General features: G+C 72.6%; 13 protein-coding genes. 4 read left to right on the forward strand and 9 right to left on the reverse strand.

Annotated features, from left to right (window positions below; all coding sequences use genetic code 11):
* Position 1: 1 nt before the first annotated feature.
* The 5 genes from JOE61_RS08380 to topA form a co-directional block, all read right to left on the reverse strand.
* Positions 2–1,591, reverse strand: coding sequence for an alpha/beta hydrolase (locus JOE61_RS08380; RefSeq protein ID WP_227492060.1), 1,590 nt, complete (start codon positions 1,589–1,591; stop codon positions 2–4).
* Positions 1,588–2,775: a DNA polymerase III subunit delta' gene (locus JOE61_RS08385; RefSeq protein ID WP_307822881.1), complete on the reverse strand. Its 1,188-nt coding sequence runs from the start codon at positions 2,773–2,775 to the stop codon at positions 1,588–1,590. The genes JOE61_RS08380 and JOE61_RS08385 overlap by 4 nt, the downstream gene beginning before the upstream one ends.
* Positions 2,772–3,446 carry a dTMP kinase gene (tmk, locus tag JOE61_RS08390; RefSeq protein WP_193670045.1) on the reverse strand — a complete coding sequence of 225 codons (675 nt, stop codon included), beginning with the start codon at positions 3,444–3,446 and terminating at the stop codon, positions 2,772–2,774. The genes JOE61_RS08385 and tmk overlap by 4 nt, the downstream gene beginning before the upstream one ends.
* A gap of 70 nt (positions 3,447–3,516) precedes the next feature.
* Positions 3,517–4,593 (reverse strand): spore photoproduct lyase family protein, encoded by a 1,077-nt coding sequence (locus JOE61_RS08395; RefSeq protein ID WP_204797182.1) that lies wholly within the window; start codon positions 4,591–4,593, stop codon positions 3,517–3,519.
* 198 nt (positions 4,594–4,791) lie between these two features.
* Positions 4,792–7,521 carry a type I DNA topoisomerase gene (gene topA, locus JOE61_RS08400; RefSeq protein WP_193670046.1) on the reverse strand — a complete coding sequence of 910 codons (2,730 nt, stop codon included), beginning with the start codon at positions 7,519–7,521 and terminating at the stop codon, positions 4,792–4,794.
* A gap of 270 nt (positions 7,522–7,791) precedes the next feature.
* Here topA and JOE61_RS08405 point away from each other — a divergent pair, with 270 nt between their 5' ends.
* Positions 7,792–8,685, forward strand: a complete 894-nt coding sequence (locus JOE61_RS08405; RefSeq protein WP_193670047.1) for a hypothetical protein — start codon at positions 7,792–7,794, stop codon at positions 8,683–8,685.
* A gap of 59 nt (positions 8,686–8,744) precedes the next feature.
* Here the strand turns inward: JOE61_RS08405 and JOE61_RS08410 are convergent, their stop codons facing one another.
* The gene (locus JOE61_RS08410) at positions 8,745–10,073 is read right to left on the reverse strand and encodes an ISL3 family transposase (protein WP_193671201.1); all 1,329 of its coding nucleotides are present in this window, start codon (positions 10,071–10,073) and stop codon (positions 8,745–8,747) included.
* 223 nt (positions 10,074–10,296) lie between these two features.
* Here JOE61_RS08410 and JOE61_RS08415 point away from each other — a divergent pair, with 223 nt between their 5' ends.
* Together JOE61_RS08415 and JOE61_RS08420 are read left to right on the forward strand one after the other, a co-directional pair.
* Entirely contained in the window at positions 10,297–10,845 is a 549-nt protein-coding gene (locus JOE61_RS08415) for an RNA polymerase sigma factor (protein ID WP_193669643.1), read from the forward strand.
* On the forward strand, positions 10,842–11,573 hold the full coding sequence (locus JOE61_RS08420; RefSeq protein ID WP_193669644.1) for a hypothetical protein: 732 nt from the start codon (positions 10,842–10,844) through the stop codon (positions 11,571–11,573). Before JOE61_RS08415 ends, JOE61_RS08420 begins: the two co-directional genes overlap by 4 nt.
* A gap of 90 nt (positions 11,574–11,663) precedes the next feature.
* Here JOE61_RS08420 and JOE61_RS08425 read toward each other — a convergent pair whose 3' ends face one another.
* On the reverse strand, positions 11,664–13,190 hold the full coding sequence (locus tag JOE61_RS08425; RefSeq protein WP_193669645.1) for a DUF7059 domain-containing protein: 1,527 nt from the start codon (positions 13,188–13,190) through the stop codon (positions 11,664–11,666).
* 146 nt (positions 13,191–13,336) lie between these two features.
* Here JOE61_RS08425 and JOE61_RS08430 point away from each other — a divergent pair, with 146 nt between their 5' ends.
* Positions 13,337–14,953, forward strand: coding sequence for a hypothetical protein (locus JOE61_RS08430; RefSeq protein ID WP_193669646.1), 1,617 nt, complete (start codon positions 13,337–13,339; stop codon positions 14,951–14,953).
* Positions 14,954–15,024: 71 nt separating this feature from the next.
* Here JOE61_RS08430 and JOE61_RS08435 read toward each other — a convergent pair whose 3' ends face one another.
* Together JOE61_RS08435 and JOE61_RS08440 are read right to left on the reverse strand one after the other, a co-directional pair.
* Positions 15,025–17,343, reverse strand: coding sequence for a sodium-translocating pyrophosphatase (locus JOE61_RS08435; RefSeq protein WP_193669647.1), 2,319 nt, complete (start codon positions 17,341–17,343; stop codon positions 15,025–15,027).
* Positions 17,344–17,607: 264 nt separating this feature from the next.
* A complete protein-coding gene (locus tag JOE61_RS08440) occupies positions 17,608–17,946 on the reverse strand; it encodes an anti-sigma factor antagonist (RefSeq protein ID WP_193669648.1) in 339 nt (112 codons plus the stop codon).
* Positions 17,947–18,158 lie beyond the last annotated feature (212 nt).

Consider the following 18,158-nt stretch of genomic DNA (forward strand, 5'->3'; position numbering starts at 1 on the left):
CTCAGCAGGTGGTGCCGTCGTCGGGGACGGTGCCCTCGATGAGGAACCCCTCGATCGCCTCGTCGACGCAGGCGTTGCCCGAGTTGTAGGCCGTGTGGCCGTCGCCCTCGCGGGTCAGCAGCACGCCGGGCTCGAGCTGGTCGGCCAGCGCCTCGGCCCACTCGTACGGCGTCGCCGGGTCACGGGTGGTGCCCACCACCAGGATCGGCGCCGCACCGTCGGCGGTGATCTCGTCGAGGCGGGTGGAGGGGTCGGGCTCGACCTCGAGGCCGCGGCAGCCGACCAGGCTCCAGGCGAACACCTCGCCGAGGGTCGGCGAGGCCTCGAGGAAGTCGGGCACCTGCGCCGGGATCTCCTCGACCGGGGTCGAGGACGGGTCGTCGAGGCAGTTGATCGCGTAGATCGCCTCGGAGGAGTTGTCGGTGTAGCTGCCGCTGGGGGTGCGCGAGGCGTAGGTGTCGGCGAGCAGCATCAGGGTGGTCCCGTCGCCCGCGAAGGCGGCCTCGAGGGCCTGGCTCAGCAGGAACCAGTAGTCGCTGACGTAGAGCGGCGTGATGATGCCGTAGAAGGCGCTGCCGACGGTCAGCTCGCGCTCGCCCGGGGCGGGGATCGGCTCACGGTCGACCTCCTCGAGAAAGGCGACGATGCGGTCCAGGCCCTCCTGCACGGTCCCGCCGAGGAAGCAGGCGCCGGCCTCGACGCAGTCGGCGACGTAGGCGCGCAGCGCCCGCTCGAAGCCCGCCGCCTGACCCAGGTTGAGCTCGCGGCTGGTGAGGCTGACGTCGACGGCGCCGTCGAGCACCAGCCGGTCGGCCCGGTCGGGGAAGAGCTCGGCGTAGGTGGCACCCAGCTTGGTGCCGTAGGAGGCGCCCAGGTAGGTCAGGCCGCTCTCGCCCAGCGCAGCGCGCAGCACGTCCATGTCCTTGGCGGCCTCGACGGTGCTGACGTGGGCGGCCAGGTCGCCGGAGCGCTCGACGCACCCGTCGAAGAAGGCCTCGAGGCCGGCGACCAGCGCCTCGACCTCGGCCGGCTCGTCGGGCGAGGGGTCGGCTGCCAGGAAGTCGGTCAGCTGGTCGTCGGAGAGGCAGTCGACCGGCGCGGAGCCGCCCGTGCCGCGGGGGTCGAAGCCGACGATGTCGTAGCGGGCCAGCAGCGGCGCGCGGAAGACCGCGTCGCCGGCGGCGGCGTACGACGTGCCGGGGGCGCCGGGTCCGCCGGGGTTGACCACCAGCGAGCCGAGCCGCTGCCCGGGCTCGCCCGCCGGCACCCGCAGCACCGCGATCTCGATCGTCTCGCCGCCGGGGTCGGTGTAGTCGAGCGGCACCTGGAGACGGGCGCACTCGTGGTCGGCGTCGCTCTCGCACGCCTGCCAGTCGAGGGACTGGTCGTAGAACGGCGCCAGGGCGGGGTCGGGCGGCTCGGTGGCGTCGCCGGAGGGGGTGGTGATCGGCGCCGGACCGGTGCGCGGCTGCTGCGGCGTCTCGTCGCCGCCGAGCAGGCCGCCCAGCACCAGGGCCAGGGCCAGGCCGAGGGCGCTGAGGACCATCGCCAGGACGACCACGATCGCCACGACCTGCTTGACCGACCTCAACGACCGCTCCCCTCGGGCACCATCAGGGCGACCATCATGGCCTCCAGCGCCAAGGCCGGCTGCACGTTGAACTCCAGCATCTGCTCACGGGCCTCGAAGACCGCGTCGATGCGGCGCAGGTTGAGCTCGGGGCTCGAGGTGCGCACGACCTCCTCGACGTCGGGGCGGATCTCCTCGTTGACCAGCGCGCCCGCGGCACCGACCGCGATCGCGATCGCGTCGCGGTAGACCGAGACCAGGTCCATCAGGCTGCGGTCGACGACGTCGAGGACGCGCCGCTTGGCCCGGGTCTTCTGGCCCTTCTCCAGCGCGGAGAGGGCTGGTGCGTACTCGCGCGGGCGGCGCCCCCGCTCGACCACGCCGTAGGAGGCGTCGAGGTCGACCTTCTCGCGGGCGTCGAGGTCGGTGGTGATCGCCTCGGCCTCCTCCTTGGCGACCTCGACGAGGTTGGCGGCCGCCTGCATGCAGGCCCCCAGCGTGGTCAGCTTGGCGGGGTAGAGCACCACCTCGCGCCGCCGGTTGCGGGTCGCCTCGTCGGTGGCCAGCGCCCGGGCCCGGCCGATGTGGCCCTGGCTCGCGCGGGCGGCGTACGACGCGAGCGCGTCGGGCACGCCGAGGGTGCGGGAGAGGAAGGCGGCCACGTCGGGCGAGGTCGGGGTGGTCAGCGTGACCAGCCGGCAGCGGCTCACCACGGTGGGCAGCACGTCCTCGAGGGTGGGGGCGCAGAGCATCCACACGGTGCGCTCGCCGGGCTCCTCGATCGCCTTGAGCAGCGCGTTCCAGGCCCGCTCCGTGAGCCGGTCGGCGTCCTCGATGATCAGGATCTGGCGGCCCGGCCCCACCGGTGACAGGGACGCCTTGCGCACCAGGTCGCGCACCTCCTCGACGCCGATGGAGAGCTTCTCGGTGCGCACCAGGGCGACGTCGGCGTGGCTGCCGACCAGCGCGGTGTGGCAGCCGTGGCAGTGCCCGCAGCCGGCCCGCTCGGGGGCGTTCTCGCACTGCAGCGCGGCGGCGAACGCGATCGCGGCGTTGGAGCGGCCCGAGCCCGGTGGGCCGGTGAAGAGCCAGGCGTGGCTCATGCCGTGGCCCGACGCGGCCGAGCGCAGCGCCTTGATCGCCGGGCGCTGGCCGACCAGGCGCTCCCAGACGGTCGAGGTCACCTCGTGGGTGGGCGCACTCACGGCGCCACCTGCTCGGGCTGCTGGGGGCCGGTCAGCGCCTGCAGCAGCGGGACGAGCCTGGCCTGCACGGCGGCCGCGACCTCCTCGACCGGGGCGCGGGCGTCGAGCACCAGGTAGTGCCCGGGGTCGGCGGCGGCCATCGCGACGAACGACTCGCGCACCCGCTGGTGGAACTCCAGCGACTCGCCCTCGATGCGGTCGCGGCTCTCGAAGCGGCCCAGGCCCGCGGCGGGCTCGAGGTCGAGGACCACCGTCAGGTGCGGGCGCAGGTCCTGGGTCGCCCAGCGGGCCACCTGCTCGACCTCGGAGACCGGCAGGCTGCGCCCGGCGCCCTGGTAGGCCAGCGTGGAGTCGACGTAGCGGTCGGTGACGACGACCTCGCCGCGCTCGAGGGCGGGCAGCACCAGCGTCTCGACGTGCTCGGCCTTGTCGGCGGCGTAGAGCAGCGCCTCGGTGCGGTCGGCCAGCGCCCCGGTCTCGGGGGAGAGCACGATCTCGCGCACCCGTCGGCCCACCGGGGTGTCCCCCGGCTCGAAGGTCAGGACGACGCGGTGGCCCTGCTCCTCCAGCCAGGTGCGCAGCAGGCGCGACTGGGTCGACTTGCCGGAGCCCTCGCCGCCCTCGAAGCACACGAAGACGCCGCGCTGGGTGTAGGTGCCGGGCGATGTCACGGCCCCGAACCTACGTGGGGGCACCGACACCGGCCAGCACCGGTCCACAGCCGTCCCCTGCGACCGGGGCTCAGAAGGCGTAGCGGACCCGGCAGTAGGGCATCCGCTCGGCCAGCAGGTCGGTGAGCTGGTCGCGCCACCGCGCTTTCCAGGCGGCGCGGTAGCGCACGTTGGCCTGCCCCGAGTGGCTGGTCTTGGGCTCCTGGAGGTCCGGGCGCCACAGCAGCTCCTCGCCGCGCGGGTGCCAGCCGAGGTTGACCTCGTGCAGCGGCTCGTTGTGGGTCAGGAAGATGATCTCGCAGGCCAGCTGCGCCTTCGCCCGCTCCCCCAGCACGTCGTCGACCTGCTCGAACAGCTCGGCCCACTGGCCCAGCCACTGCTCGTGCACCACGACGGGGCTGAAGTTGAGGTGCACCTCGTAGCCGGCCTCGACGAAGTCGTCGACCGCCTTGATCCGCTCGGCGATGCGCGAGGTGCGCAGGTCGAGCCGGTGCGCCAGCGGCTCGGGCATCAACGAGAACCGTACCCGGGTGCCGCCGCGCGGGTCCCAGTCGAGCAGGTCGCGGTTGACCAGTTTGGTGGCGAAGCTGGCCTTGGCCCCGCGCAGGTCGCCGAAGAGGTCGACGAGGTCGCGCACGTTGTCGGAGACCAGCGCGTCGGCCGAGCAGTCGCCGTTCTCGCCCAGGTCGTAGACCCAGTCGACGGGGTCGCACTGGTTGGGCTCGGCCTTGGGCCCCTGCCGCGCGGCGTGGCGGGCCAGGTAGCCCGCGATCCTCTCGATGTTGACGAAGACCGTGACTGGGTTGGCGAAGCCCTTGCGCCGCGGCACGTAGCAGTAGCTGCAGGCCATCGCACAGCCGTTGCCGGTCGACGGGGCGATGAAGTCGGCCGAGCGGCCGTTGGGCCGCGCCTGCAGGCTGCGCTTCTCCCCCAGCACCAGCACCTCGCGCTTGGTGCGCACCCACCGCTCCACCCCGCCGGGGTTGCCGTAGAGGCCCGGGATGTCCTGGTGGGAGGCCACCTCGACCCGCTCCGCATCGGGGAAGCGCTCCAGCACCTGCTGCGCGCGCGGCCACCGCTCGATGTCGGGCTCGTGGTAGATCCGGCGCACCTGGAGCAGGCGCTCGGCTGCGGTGGGCGGGGGCACGGGCCCAGGCTAGGCAGGCCCACCGACGGCGCCCCGACGGCGTACGCCGCCCGGCCCGCGGTGGGCGAGCGGGCGGCGTACGACGGGTCCGGGTGAGCCGCGCTTGTCAGGGAAGTCCTGCGCTTGGTGGGTGTTGCAACCCCTGACAAGCGCAGGAGTCCCCGGCCGGCCGGGGACTCCTGCAGGGGGCCGGAGGCCTCAGGACTTCTTGGCCGAGGCCTTCTTCGTAGTCTTCTTGGCGGCGGCCTTCTTGGTGGTGGCCTTCTTGGCCGCCGTCTTCTTGGCCGGGGCCTTCTTGGCGCCCTTCTTCGCGGCCTTCTTGGCCGGTCCGCGGGCGCGACGCTCCTCGAGCAGCTCGGCGGCGCGCTCGAGGGTGAGGTCCTCGACCGTGTCGTCCTTGCGCAGGGTGGCGTTGTACTCGCCGTCGGTGACGTACTCGCCGAAGCGGCCCGACTTCACCACGACCGGCTGCCCGGAGACCGGGTCGTTGCCGAGCTCCTTGAGCGGCGGGGCCGCGGCGGCCCGCCCGCGCTGCTTGGGCTGGGAGTAGATCTTCAGGGCCTCCTCGAGGGTGACCGTGAAGAGCTGGTCCTCGCTGGTCAGCGAGCGCGAGTCGGTGCCCTTCTTCAGGTACGGGCCGTAGCGGCCGTTCTGGGCGGTGATCTCGTCGCCGGTCTCGGGGTCCTCGCCGACCACGCGGGGCAGCGAGAGCAGCTTGACGGCGTCGTCGAGGGTGATCGTGTCGAGCGACATCGACTTGAAGAGCGAGCCGGTGCGGGGCTTGGCGCTCTTCTTGGCGTCCTCGGGCAGGTCCTCGGTGACGTAGGGGCCGAAGCGCCCGTTCTTGGCCACCACGCGCAGCCCGGTCTCGGGGTGCGCGCCGAGCTCGATCTCCTCGCCGGCGGGGTTGGCGAAGAGCTCCTTGGCCTTCTCGAGCGTCAGCTCGTCGGGCGGCAGGTCGTCGGGCACGTTGGCGCGCTTGCCGACCGGGTTGCCCTCGTCGTCGGGGCCCTCGAGGTAGGGGCCGTAGCGGCCCACCCGCAGGTTGACCCCCGAGTCGGGGCCGCCCACCGGGAAGGTGGCCAGCTCGCGGGCGTCGATGTCGCCGAGCTCGTCGACGAGCTTCTTGAGCCCGACGAGGTCGTCGTTGCCGTAGTAGAACTCGCCCAGCTCGGTGTTGCGCTGCTTGCGCCCGGCCGCGATCTCGTCGAGCACGTCCTCCATCTGGGCGGTGAACTCGTAGGAGATCTGGCGCGGGAAGTGCTCCTCGAGCAGCCGGATCACCGAGAACGCCAGCCAGGCCGGCACCAGGGCCGTGCCCTTCTTGTAGACGTAGCCGCGGTTGAGGATCGTGCCGATGATCGAGGCGTACGTCGAGGGGCGGCCGATCTCGCGCTCCTCGAGCTCCTTGATCAGCGTGGCCTCGGTGTAGCGCGCCGGCGGCTTGGTCTCGTGGCCGTTGGCGCTGATCGAGGCCGCCGAGACCGCGTCGCCCTGGGCGAGCTGCGGCAGCCGGGTCTCCTGGTCGTCGGAGGCCGCACCGTGGTCGGTGCCCTCGACGTAGGCCTTGAGGAAGCCGTGGAAGGTGATGACGCGACCGCTGGCCGAGAAGACGACGTCCTCGCCGCCCGAGGCGGCGCCGCCGAGGCGGATCGTGACCGACTGGCCGACGGCGTCCTTCATCTGCGAGGCGACGGTGCGCATCCAGATCAGCTCGTAGAGGCGGAACTGCTCGCCCTTGAGGCCGGTCTGGGCGGGGGTGCGGAACGACTCGCCGGCGGGCCGGATCGCCTCGTGCGCCTCCTGGGCGTTCTTGACCTTCGAGGCGTAGGTGCGCGGGGCGTCGGGCAGGTACTCCGCGCCGTACAGCTCCTGGACCTGGGCGCGCGCCGCGTTGACCGCGGTGCCCGACAGGGTCGTGGAGTCGGTACGCATGTAGGTGATGAAGCCGTTCTCGTAGAGGCGCTGCGCGACCGACATGGTCACGCTGGCGCCCATGCCGAGCTTGCGGCTGGCCTCCTGCTGCAGCGTCGTGGTGCGGAACGGCGCGTAGGGCGAGCGGCGGTAGGGCTTGGACTCGACCGAGCGGACGTCGAAGGTGGTCTCCGACAGCCCGGCGACCAGCGCCTCGGCGCGGGTGCGGTCGAGGTGGACGACCTTGCCCTCGGCGGAGGACTTGAGCACGCCCTCGGAGGTGAAATCGGAGCCGCGGGCGACCCGGCGCTCGTCGACGGAGTAGACCTTCGCCGGGAACATCCTCTGCTCGTGCTTGGAGCCGGCGTCGAAGGTGCCCTCGAGGTCCCAGTAGGAGGCGATCTTGAAGGCCATCCGGTCGCGTTCCTTGTCGACGACCAGGCGGGTGGCCACCGACTGCACTCGCCCGGCCGACAGGCCCGACATGACCTTCTTCCACAGCACCGGGGAGACCTCGTAGCCGTAGAGGCGGTCGAGGATGCGGCGCGCCTCCTGGGCCTCGACGAGGTCGTCGTTGATGGTGCGCGGGTTGTCCACGGCGGCCTGGATCGCCGACTTGGTGATCTCGTGGAAGACCATCCGGTGCACGGGGATGTTCTTGGGCTTCAGCTCGTCGAGGAGGTGCCACGCGATGGCCTCGCCCTCGCGGTCCTCATCGGTGGCGAGGTAGAGCTCGTCGGCGTCCTTGAGCAGGCCCTTGAGCTTGGTGATGTGGCTCTTCTTGTCGCGCGGCACCACGTAGTAGGGCTCGAAGCCGTTGTCGACGTCGACGGCCAGGCGGCCCCACGGCTTGTCCTTGATCTTGGCCGGGGTGTCCGCGGCCGACTGCGGGAGGTCGCGGATGTGGCCGATGGAGGACTCGACGACGTAGCCCTGGCCGAGGTACCCGCCGATGGTGCGGGCCTTCGCCGGGGACTCGACGATCACCAACTTGTGTGCCACTGCGTGTGTCATTCCTTCGAGAGGTGTGGGGAGGGACGGCGTTGCTCCGTGCGGTGCCCCGGGTGCTGGCCGAGGCACGACCCCCGAGGGTCCCGCCGGCCGTCACGGTAGCGCGTGCGGCGGCGTACGCCGCTGCTGCGGCGTGGCCGCGGACGCTTTGCGCAGGTCAGGGGCCTTGCCGGCACCTCGGGCCGCGGCGCCTGTGGAGGACCGGCTCGACGCGGCCGGCGACGTGCCAGCCTCGTCCCCCCCACCTCCCGCCGCGACCTCCAGGAGTTCCCCGTGACCGACCTCTACGGCGCCCCGCGCCGGCGTCCCCGCTACGACGACCGGTACCTCGACGAGCCATCCTTCGACGACGCGCGGTTCGACGGGCCCCGGTTCGACGGGCCCTGGTTCGACGAGCCCTGGGAGGAGGCGGCGCGCTCGGACGGCCCGGTCGAGGACCGGCTCACCGAGCTGGTCTTCCTCGACGGCCGCCTGGTCTCCCACTCGACCCGCCCGGTGACGGGCACGGCGTGGGCGGCCTTCGCGGCCCGCCGCGACCGCGAGGAGCGCCAGCCGCCACCGCCACCGCCGACGCCGCGCTGGCAGCACGTGCTCGACTGGCTCGCCGACCGGGTCGGCGGCGAGGCCGCGCTGGCCGCCCTCGACGCCGCGCCGCTGGGCGAGTCGCCCGACCTGCCCGACGACTACCCCAGCCGCGCCGAGCGCCAGCGGGTCGAGGCCGTCGCCGAGCTGCTGGACTCGGTGGCCGGGCGCTGCTTCGACGTCGAGGTCGCCACCGCGCTGCGCACCGCGCTGCTGACGCTGTGGCGCCTCGAGCCCGAGGCCGTCAGCCGCGCCAGCAGCGCGGCCGCCTGCGCCGGGGGGATCGCCTGGGCGGTCGCCAAGGCCAACGGGCTGCTGCACCCCGCGGGCGACCTGCGCGTCGGCACGCTCAAGGACCACCTCGACCTGCGCGGCGCCCCGTCGGCGTACGGCGCCACGGTGCGCGCGGGCCTGGTCGGCTTCCGCCACCTCGCCTCGCTGCACCACCGCCCGATGGGCGTGCCCGACCTGCTCGACCTGGGCCACCCCGACCTGCTCACCGGCGCCACCCGCGCCCGTCTGCTGCACCTGCGCGAGCGCGCCTGGGCCGCCCGCGACGCCCACCCGGCCCGAACTTCGCCCTGACCCGGCCCAGATCTCACGCCGACCCGGCCCATTCTTGGCTCTCCTGTCTCTTCCGTGGGTCATGTGCGCCCGGGGAGGGTGGGCCGGTGGCCGCCGAGGTTGAGCATGGCCAGCGCGATGAGGGCTTCGGGTGATCTGAATCCGAAGGCGACGCGGGTGATGAGTCGGATCTTGGTGTTGATCGATTCGATGCGTCCGTTGGACAGGTCGTGCTCGATGGCGGCCAGGATCGATGTGCGGTGCTTGGTGATTCGTCGTTGCAGCTCGACGAAGGAGGGAAGCCGGCATCTTCGGGCCCAGGCGATCCAGGCATCGAGGGCCTCGCAGGCTTGGTTGTAGGGCAGCTGGAAGACCACGCGCAGACCTTCTTTGAGCAGGTAGGCGCGGTGGAGGCGTGGATCGGTCTTGGCGATCCACTCAAGCTTGGCGCGTTGACGGGTGGTGAGGTTCTCGGGGTTCTTCCACAGCGCGTAGCGGGCACGTTTGAGGCCGCGTGCGCGACCGGTCGCGTCGTGTCGTCGCCCTTGGGGGCCGTGGCCGGGGCCGTTGCCGTACGTGCCGCCGGGGGCACGACGCGCGTTGTTCCACGCTGCGCGGCGTTCGACGTCGAGGGCCTCGGTGGCCCAGCCCACCACGTGGAAGGGATCAGCGCAGCGCACCGCCTGGGGACATCGTTGCGCCACCACGTCGCTGATCCACTGCGCGCCGTCGGCGCTGACATGGGTGATCTGAGCGCACCGACCGGGCGAGGACTCCTCGAGAGCATCGAAGAACCGGCCCAGGGTCTCGCGGTCGCGTCCGGGCTGGGCCCAGATGAGTCGTCCGGTGTCGTGGTCGACGACCACGGTCAGGTACTTGTGGCCGCGCTTGTAGGAGATCTCATCGATGCCGATTCGTCGCAGGCCGGCGAACTGGTCGATCCCGGCCGCGGTGTCGGCCCACACCCTGGTGATGATCGAGCCCACCGTGCGCCACGCGATGCGCATCAGCTGGGTCACCGCGCTCTTGGAGCACTGCGTGGCCAACCAGGCGACCTGTTGATCAAAGGCACGGGTGTGCCCGGCCCCGTGGCGTGCCCAGGGCACCTGCCGGACCGTGGGGCCATGCACTGCGCACCGGACCCGCGGCGAATCGGCTTCCAAGTACACCTGGATGACACCGAGGTCCAGGGCCCGCCAGCGTCGGCGGTCCTCGCCAGGGTCGTACCAGCTGCTGGGTGCCCCGCACACCCCGCAGCGGCCGCGTTTGGCGCGACGTGGGCGCACGTGAGCGACCAGGACACCCCCGAGTGACCCGTCGGAATCGGCGTCCTGGTTGAACTCGACACCCTCGATCACCGCTGTCGCATCGACGCCCAACAAGGCGCGCCATAGGCTGGCGTCCCGCACGCCGTTCTCCTGCCCTTGGTTTCGGACTCTAGACAAGCCAGAAACCTAGACAGAGAACGGCGTGCGCCACATCAGGCCACGCTCAGCGACCCACGGAAGGGTCACAAGAGCCCCATTCTTCCCACCCACCCGGCCAGGACCGACAGCTCGTGCCGCGCAGCCTCAACCTTTCGTGCCCGCCGGTCGTCAAGGTGGTGTCAACACCTACGAGCAGAGGACCCGGATGAGCACGCACACCACCCGCGACCTCGGGGAGTTCGGGGAGTTCGGGGAGTTCGGGGAGTTCGCGCGAGCACAGACCCCCGGGTTGCTCGGTCTCGCCCACGCCCTGACCGGCAACCCCCACGACGCCTGGGACCTCACCCAGGAGACCGTCCGGATGGGCGAGCGGTGGGGCCGCACCCGCTTCGACGAGCCCGCGGCGTACGCCCGCACCGTGATGACCCGGCTCAACATCGACAGGCTGCGGCGGTTCCGCCGTGAGGTGCTGGTGCCGGGGAACCACCGCGAGGACGCCCGCGTGGAGCTGGTCGGCGAGCTCGACGGCTGGCTCGTCGAGGCGTTGGCGACGCTCAGCCCCCGCCAGCGCACGGCGCTGGCGCTGCGCTACGTCGAGGACCTCGACGTCCGCGGCATCGCGGCTCGGATGGGCTGCGCCGAGGGCACCGTCAAGGCCCACCTGTCCCGCGGCACCGAGCGGCTCCAGGCCGAGCTGGCCCGCCACCGCGCCGACCCGACCCGTCCCAGCACCCAGGAAGCGACCCCGCGATGAGCCCCACCGACCTGCACGAGACCACCGACGGGCGTGACGACGAGCTCGAGCGGGCCTACGACCGGCTGACCTCGGCACTGGCGGCTCCGCTCGACCTCGGACCCGTTCTGGGCACCGCGATCACCCGTCGCCGGCGCCGACGTACGACCGTTCGCGTCGCGGGCGGCGCGCTGGCGGCCTCGGTCGCGATCGGCGGGCTCGCCCTGACCACCGGGGGCAGCGAGCCCGAGCGGGCACCAGACCCGGCCGGCCAGGGCGGGACCAACACCGTGGTGGTCACCCGCGACGACGGCGAGGAGCTCAGCTTCGGCCCGGTCGAGCTGAGCTGCTCGCCGGCCGGTCGACTGGGTGAGCGCCTCGACGCCTCCACCGAGGTGGTGACCGGCCCCGACGACGTGCTCCTCGAGCCGTTGCTGCACATCTCTGTCCTCGTCGACGACGTCGAGCCCGGCCGCACCTACGTGCTGCCCTTCGAGGGGAGCGCGGAGAAGAAGAACGTCCGTTCCGAAGAGTGGACGTTCGTCTACTTCGCAGCCGTGCCGAGCCCCGACCCGGCACGGCAGGCCAACGAGATCGTCAGCGGCGCCCCCGACTCCACCGGCTCGGTGCGCTTCGACGCAGCGACCTGCGGCGACGTCCCCTCCCTCGACGTCACGATCGACGCCGTCCTCGGCAGCGAGGTCGAGCAGCCGGCGTACCCGATCGAGGGTCGGCTGTCCCTGCCCTGACCCCGGGCGGAGATCCGGGCCGGGTCGGCGAGAAGTTCGGGCCGGGTCAGTGTGAAGTTCGGGCCGGGTCGGCGGGAAGTTCGGGCCGGGTCAGGCGGGGGTGAGGTAGCCCTCGCGGACCAGCTCGCGCACGACCGGCAGGTAGTCCTCGCGGGTGGCGGTGGGGTCGAGGTCGAGCAGCTCGGCGAGGGCGTCGAGGATCTGGCCGACCTCGAGGTCTCCGTCGCAGGCACCGACCAGGGCGGCCACGACCGTGTCGGCGGTGCGGGCGCGGCGCAGGCCGGTCTGCTGGCGCAGCACGATGGTCTCTGGGTCCTCGGCGCCGGGTGCGCCCAGCGTCTCCTGCTGCACGTCGGGCCGGGTCACCAGCCGCGTGCCGGCGTCGACGTCGAGCCGCGCGGCGGCGCCCCACGCCGAGATCGCCGGCGCGATCGGCTGCTCGACCTCGTAGGGCCACGACAGCAGCTCGCGGGCGGGCGTGGCCGCGCGGTCCTCGCGCAGGTGCAGGTTGACCCAGCCGAAGCCGACGGCCTCGATGCGCTGCTCCTCCATCCACGACAGCCAGGTGTCGTAGCGGCGCCGGTAGTCGGCGGTGGCCGCCGCGGTGGCCGAGCCGGTCGAGGGGTGGTGGCCGGAGTCCTTGAGCCACAGCTCGACGTACGACGCCGGGTCGAGCACCTCGCGCTGGACCACCAGCGCGTCGACGTCGTCGCGCAGCCACGCGCCGAGCCGCTCGTCCCACGGCTGGTCCTCGCTGATCACCCAGTTGGCCAGCACCTGGCACCAGCCGCCGGGGGCTAGGTGGTCGGGCGCGGTGCGCACGATGTCCTCGACGACCCGGTCGCCGGGCAGCCCGGAGTCGCGGTAGACCAGCCGCTCGCCGGTGGCCGGCGAGATCACGAACGGAGGGTTGGTGGCGATCAGGTCGAAGCGGTCACCGGCCACGGGCTCGAAGAACGACCCGTCGCGCACGTCGACGCGCTCGGCGACGTCGTTGAGCCGGGCGTTGAAGCGGGTCAGGCGCAGCGCGCGGGCGTTGACGTCGGTGGCGACCACGCTGTCGCTGTGGCGGGCCAGGTGCAACGCCTGGACGCCGCACCCGGTGCCGAGGTCGAGCGCCCGGCCGACCGGCTCGCGACGGGTCAGCTGGGCCAGCGACGTCGAGGCCGGGCTGATGCCGAGCACGTGGTCGGCGCCGACCCGCTGCGGCGCTCCGTCGAGGCCCGGGGTCAGGTCGGAGACCACCCACAGGTGCTCGGTGACCACCCCGCCGACGCCCGCGGGCCCGGCGTGCTCGGTGGCGTAGGGCCGCACGTCGAGGCGGGCGGCGACCTCGCCGACCGACTGCTCGAGCAGGCCCTCGACGCACATCCGGTCCACCAGCCCCGGCAGGGCCGCCTCGGCCTGGCCGGCCTCGACCGGCACCTGCAGGAGGAAGAGGCGCACCAGCGTGGCCAGCGGCGACCCGCCCGCCCGCGCCGTACGCCGCAGCGCCGGGGTCGTCTCGTTGCGTGCCAGCGCGTCGTGGGCGCGCGGCCCCAGCAGCTCGGCCACGGCGTCGTAGGTGAAGTCGGCACGGACCAGCGCGTCGCGCAGCAGGTGGGGGAGGTCGCTCACCTGCGCGAGCCTAGTGACCGTGCCGATCGGGCACACCTTGTGCGTTCGCGGGACGGGGGCGGCGAGCGCGTTTTACGTTGCCCAGGTCACCTCCGCGACCGGTCGGGAGCCCGGGGCGCGGCGACCACCATGGGGAGGGAACCCACATGTACCGAGCCCGACGCGCCCTCGGCGCCGCTCTGACCACGACCTTGACCACCGCCCTCGTCGCCTCGGGCACGGGCCTGGCGAGCACGCCGGCCACCGCCGCGAGCCCGACGCCCGCCACCGCCGCCACCGGCACCAGCGCCGCCACCGACACGGGCCTCGTCGACGTGCTGGAGGTCCTCACCCCGGCGCGCATCCTGGGCCACCTCGAGGGTGCAGCCTCCCCCGGCACGCTGCTCGACCTCGAGCGCCCGACCTGGGACTTCCCGAACCCGCTGGGCCTGCTCACCCTCACCGAGTCGGTCCAGTGGCTGCGCGACGGCGTCGCGATCCCGGGCGCCACGGGCGACACCTACCTGCCGACCTTCGACGACGTGGGCGGCAACCTGCAGGCCGTGGTGACCGGCAGGGTGCTGGGCCTGCTGCCCGTCGAGGCCTTCACCGGCGTGGTGCAGGTCCTCTCCCCTGCCGGTGGCGGCGGTGGTGGGGGCGGCGCGGAGACCCCCGACCCGCTCGAGGTGCTCGAGGAGCCGCAGCTGACCGGCATCCCCGGCGTGGGGTCGCTGCTGCTGGTGCTCGACCCCGTGTGGAGCCTGCCGGGCGTCAGCACGACCTACCAGTGGTTCTCCGACGGCGCGGCGATCCCGGGGGCGACCGGCCAGACCTTCGTGCCCACGCTCGCCCAGGCCGGCACCACGATCCACGCGCAGGTCACCGGCCTGCTCGCCGGCCTGCCGCTGGTCAGCGTGCTGACCAACCACCTGCCCATCCCCGACGCCCCGGCCCAGGAGCTGGGCTCGACGTCGCAGCCCGCGCTCTCGGGCACCCCGAAGGTCGGCAGGGCCCTCACCGTCGGCGACCCCGCCTGGAACACCGACGGCGTCGAGCAGACCTACCAGTGGCGGCGGGACGGCGACCCGATCACCGGCGCCACCACCGCCAGCCACCTGCTGACCCCCGCCGACCTGGGTCGCGTGATCAGCGTGACCGTGACCGGCACCAAGGAGGGCTGGACCAGCGCCACCGTCGACAGCGCCACGCTCACCGCCACCCTCGGCGACGCGATCGTCGCCACCGTGCAGCCGCGGGTCACCGGCACCCCCGCGCTGGGCCGGACCCTCACCGCCACGCCCGGCACCTGGGGCACCGGGGAGACGCCCACGTTCGGCCACCAGTGGCTGCGCGACGGCGGGCCGATCAGCGGTGCCACCGAGGCGTCGTACGTCGTGACGCCCGCCGACCTGGGCCGCGAGCTGTCGCTGCGGCTGACCGCGACCCGCACCGCCTACGCCCCGGGCGTGTTCACCACCGCCGGCCTCCCGGTCGCGAAGGCGGCCACGAGCACCACCGCGAGGGCCGCGAAGAAGAAGATCCGCCAGGGCCGGGCGGCGGTCCTGCGGATCACCGTCGACGCCGGCGCCGCCAGCCCCGACGGCAAGGTCCGCATCGACGAGGGCTCCAAGCGCCTCCGGGTCGTCAAGATCGCGAAGGGCACCAAGAAGGTCCGCATCGCCAAGCTCAAGCGCGGCAAGCACGTGCTGCGGGTGCGCTACCTCGGCTCCACGAGCACCGAGGCGTCGAAGGCCAGGAAGGTCGTCGTGCGGGTGCGCCGCTGACCGGCCCCGCACCCCGCTGCACAGCACGAGGCCCCCGCCCGGAGTCCGGACGGGGGCCTCGTGGTGTCACCTCAGGCCGTGGACGGCCCGGTCGAGCCGGAGGACCCGGGCGACGACGGGCCGGCCGGGGCCGGCTGGTCGTCGCCGATGACCGTCGAGCGCTGCTTGGAGACATAGACCGCGCCCGCGATCACCGCGGTCGCGACCAGCGCGATCGAGATGCGCAGCACGTCGTTCTCGCCCTCGCCGTAGGACATCTCGACGATGGCGGCCACGATCAGCAGCGAGACCAGGTTCATCACCTTGAGCAGCGGGTTGATGGCCGGCCCGGCGGTGTCCTTGAAGGGGTCGCCGACGGTGTCACCGATGACCGTCGCCTCGTGGGCCGGCGAGCCCTTGCCACCGTGGTGGCCGTCCTCGACCAGCTTCTTGGCGTTGTCCCAGGCCCCACCGGCGTTGGCCAGGAAGACCGCCATCAGGGTGCCGGTGGCGATCGCACCGGCCAGGAAGCCGGCCAGCGGGGCCACACCGAGGCCGAAGCCGACCGCGATCGGCGCCAGGATCGCCAGGATGCCCGGCGTCGCCAGCTCGCGCAGCGAGTCCTTGGTGACGATGTCGACGACCTTGCCGTACTCGGGACGACCGGTGCCCTCCATGATCCCGGGGATCTCGCGGAACTGGCGGCGCACCTCGTAGACCACCGCGCCCGCCGCCCGGCCCACGGCGTTGATCGCCAGGCCCGAGAAGAGGAAGACCACGCCGGCGCCGAGGAGCGCACCGACCAGGACCTTGGCGTCGAAGACCCAGAAGCCCTCGTAGAACGGCGCGATGTCGGCCTCGCTGGCGACCTCGGTGAACTTCTCGAAGGCGTCCTGCGTGTACGACGCGAACAGTGCGCTGGCGGCCAGCACGGCCGTGGCGATCGCGATGCCCTTGGTGATGGCCTTGGTGGTGTTGCCGACCGCGTCGAGCTCGGTGAGGATCTGCGCGCCCTCCGGGCTGACGTCGCCGGACATCTCCGCGATGCCCTGGGCGTTGTCGGAGACCGGGCCGAAGGTGTCCATCGCGACGATGACGCCGACGGTCGTGAGCAGGCCGCAGCCGGCCAGCGCGACGGCGAACAGCGCCACCTCGCCGCCGATCAGCGCGGCACCGAAGACGGCCGCGCCGATGACGAAGGCGGTGTAGACCGCCGACTCGAAGCCGACGGCCAGGCCGGAGAGGATCACGGTCGCCGCGCCGGTCAGGGAGGTCTTGCCGACGTCCTGGACCGGGCGGTGCTCGGTGCCGGTGTAGTAGCCGGTCAACGAGAGGATGGCGGCGGCCAGCACGATGCCGATCACCACCGACAGCGAGGCGAAGACCGGCGGGCTGACCGCGGCCTCCACCCCGACCCCGAGCTCGGACCACTCGCCGGGCAGGTAGACGAACGACAGCAGCACCGAGCCGACGGCACCGATGGCCGCGGAGATGTAGAACGCCCGGTTGATCGTGGTCAGGCCGCTCTCGCCGGCCCGCGGCTGGCACAGGTAGACGCCGGCCACCGCGGTCAGGGCGCCGATGGCGGGGATCAGCAGCGGGTAGACCAGGCCCTTGTCGCCGAAGGCCTGCGAGCCGAGGATCAGCGCCGCGACCAGGGTGACGGCGTAGGACTCGAAGAGGTCGGCGGCCATGCCGGCGCAGTCGCCGACGTTGTCGCCGACGTTGTCGGCGATGGTGGCGGCGTTGCGCGGGTCGTCCTCGGGGATGTTGTTCTCGACCTTGCCGACCAGGTCGGCGCCCACGTCGGCGGCCTTGGTGAAGATGCCGCCGCCGACCCGCATGAACATCGCCAGCAGGGCGGCGCCGAAGCCGAAGCCCTCGAGCACCTTGGGTGCGTCGTCCTGGAAGAAGATCACCACGAGGCTCGCGCCCAGCAGGCCCAGGCCGACCGTCAGCATGCCGACGGTGGCGCCGGTGCGGAAGCCGATGTGCATCGCGGGGTCGCGCCCCTGCGACTCGGCCGCCGCGGCCACGCGCAGGTTGGCCTGCACCGCGAGGTTCATGCCGAGGTAGCCCACGGCCGCCGAGAAGCCGGCGCCGCCCAGGAAGGCCACGGAGCGGAAGATCCGCACCACGGCGTCGTCGGCCGGCAGCAGCAGCAGCGCGAAGAACGCGATGCCCGCGAAGATGGCGAGGGTGCGGAACTGGCGGGTCAGGTAGGCGGTGGCTCCTTCCTGGACCGCTCGGGCGATGGTCTTCATGTTGTCGGTGCCCTCAGCGGCGGAGAGGACCTCTTGCCTGAACATCGCTGCCATCGCGAGCGCGCCGAGCGCGATCAGTGCGACGACGATGACCAGGACGAGGTCCCCACCGGTGACGGACACGACAGCGGGAACGAACCCCGTCATCTGCTGCCTCCTGCGACTCGGTCGAGCGGGCCGGGATCACCAGATGTGACCCAGGTCTCACGGAACGAGGCGAACTCTACGCAGACCCGACCCCCCGAGGGCACGCCGATGTGACCTGCGCCACAGCGAGTCGACCAGACCGGTCACCCGCGTACGGGCCGGGGCACGGGCACCACGCGGGCACCGGGGGCCCGCTCCCTGCGCGGTCGCGGATCCGGCGGCGGCGCTACGGACGGCTGCGCGCCCGGGGCGGAGAGAGTCGGCTCAGCCGCCCGCTAGCGCGGCGTCGGCCGACTCGTGGATGACGAAGACCTTGGCGAGGCCGGTGATCCGGAAGATCTTCAGCAGCCGGTCCTGGGTGCAGACCAGCTCGAGCGACCCGTCGTGGGCGCGGACCTTCTTCAGCCCGCCGACCAGCACGCCCAACCCGGTGGAGTCGAGGAACTCGACGGCCTCCATGTCGACGACGATGTCGTAGACGCCGGCAGCGACCAGCTCGGTGATCTTGTCGCGCAGCTTGGGAGCGGTGTAGACGTCGATCTCCCCGCCGACCGCAACGATGGTCTTGCCATCGGCATCGCGTGTGGCAAGGGTGAGGTCCACGTCGTAACTCCCTGTCAGCTGCGGTGTCGCCCGGAGGCGGCGGGACGCCCCCGGTCCCGAGCACTTGATCAGCCATATGAAACCACGTGCGCCAGCCGGGTGCACACCAACGTAAAGAGGGCGTCCCACATCGTGTCGCGGTCCCCGCGGCCGGCAGGGCCTCGATCGACCCCCTGGCGGCACCCGGAACCGGCGCCCGGCGCGGCCCTGTC

It is taken from the genome of Nocardioides salarius (assembly GCF_016907435.1).
Lineage (GTDB): Bacteria > Actinomycetota > Actinomycetes > Propionibacteriales > Nocardioidaceae > Nocardioides > Nocardioides salarius.

Bases quoted from the DNA above. Each gene is read 5' to 3' on its own strand.
- topA (WP_193670046.1), bottom strand. From the start codon at position 7,521: ATGACACACGCAGTGGCACACAAGTTGGTGATCGTCGAGTCCCCGGCG.
- JOE61_RS08415 (WP_193669643.1), top strand. From the start codon at position 10,297: ATGAGCACGCACACCACCCGCGACCTCGGGGAGTTCGGGGAGTTCGGG.
- JOE61_RS08435 (WP_193669647.1), bottom strand. From the start codon at position 17,343: ATGACGGGGTTCGTTCCCGCTGTCGTGTCCGTCACCGGTGGGGACCTC.
- JOE61_RS08430 (WP_193669646.1), top strand. From the start codon at position 13,337: ATGTACCGAGCCCGACGCGCCCTCGGCGCCGCTCTGACCACGACCTTG.
- JOE61_RS08420 (WP_193669644.1), top strand. From the start codon at position 10,842: ATGAGCCCCACCGACCTGCACGAGACCACCGACGGGCGTGACGACGAG.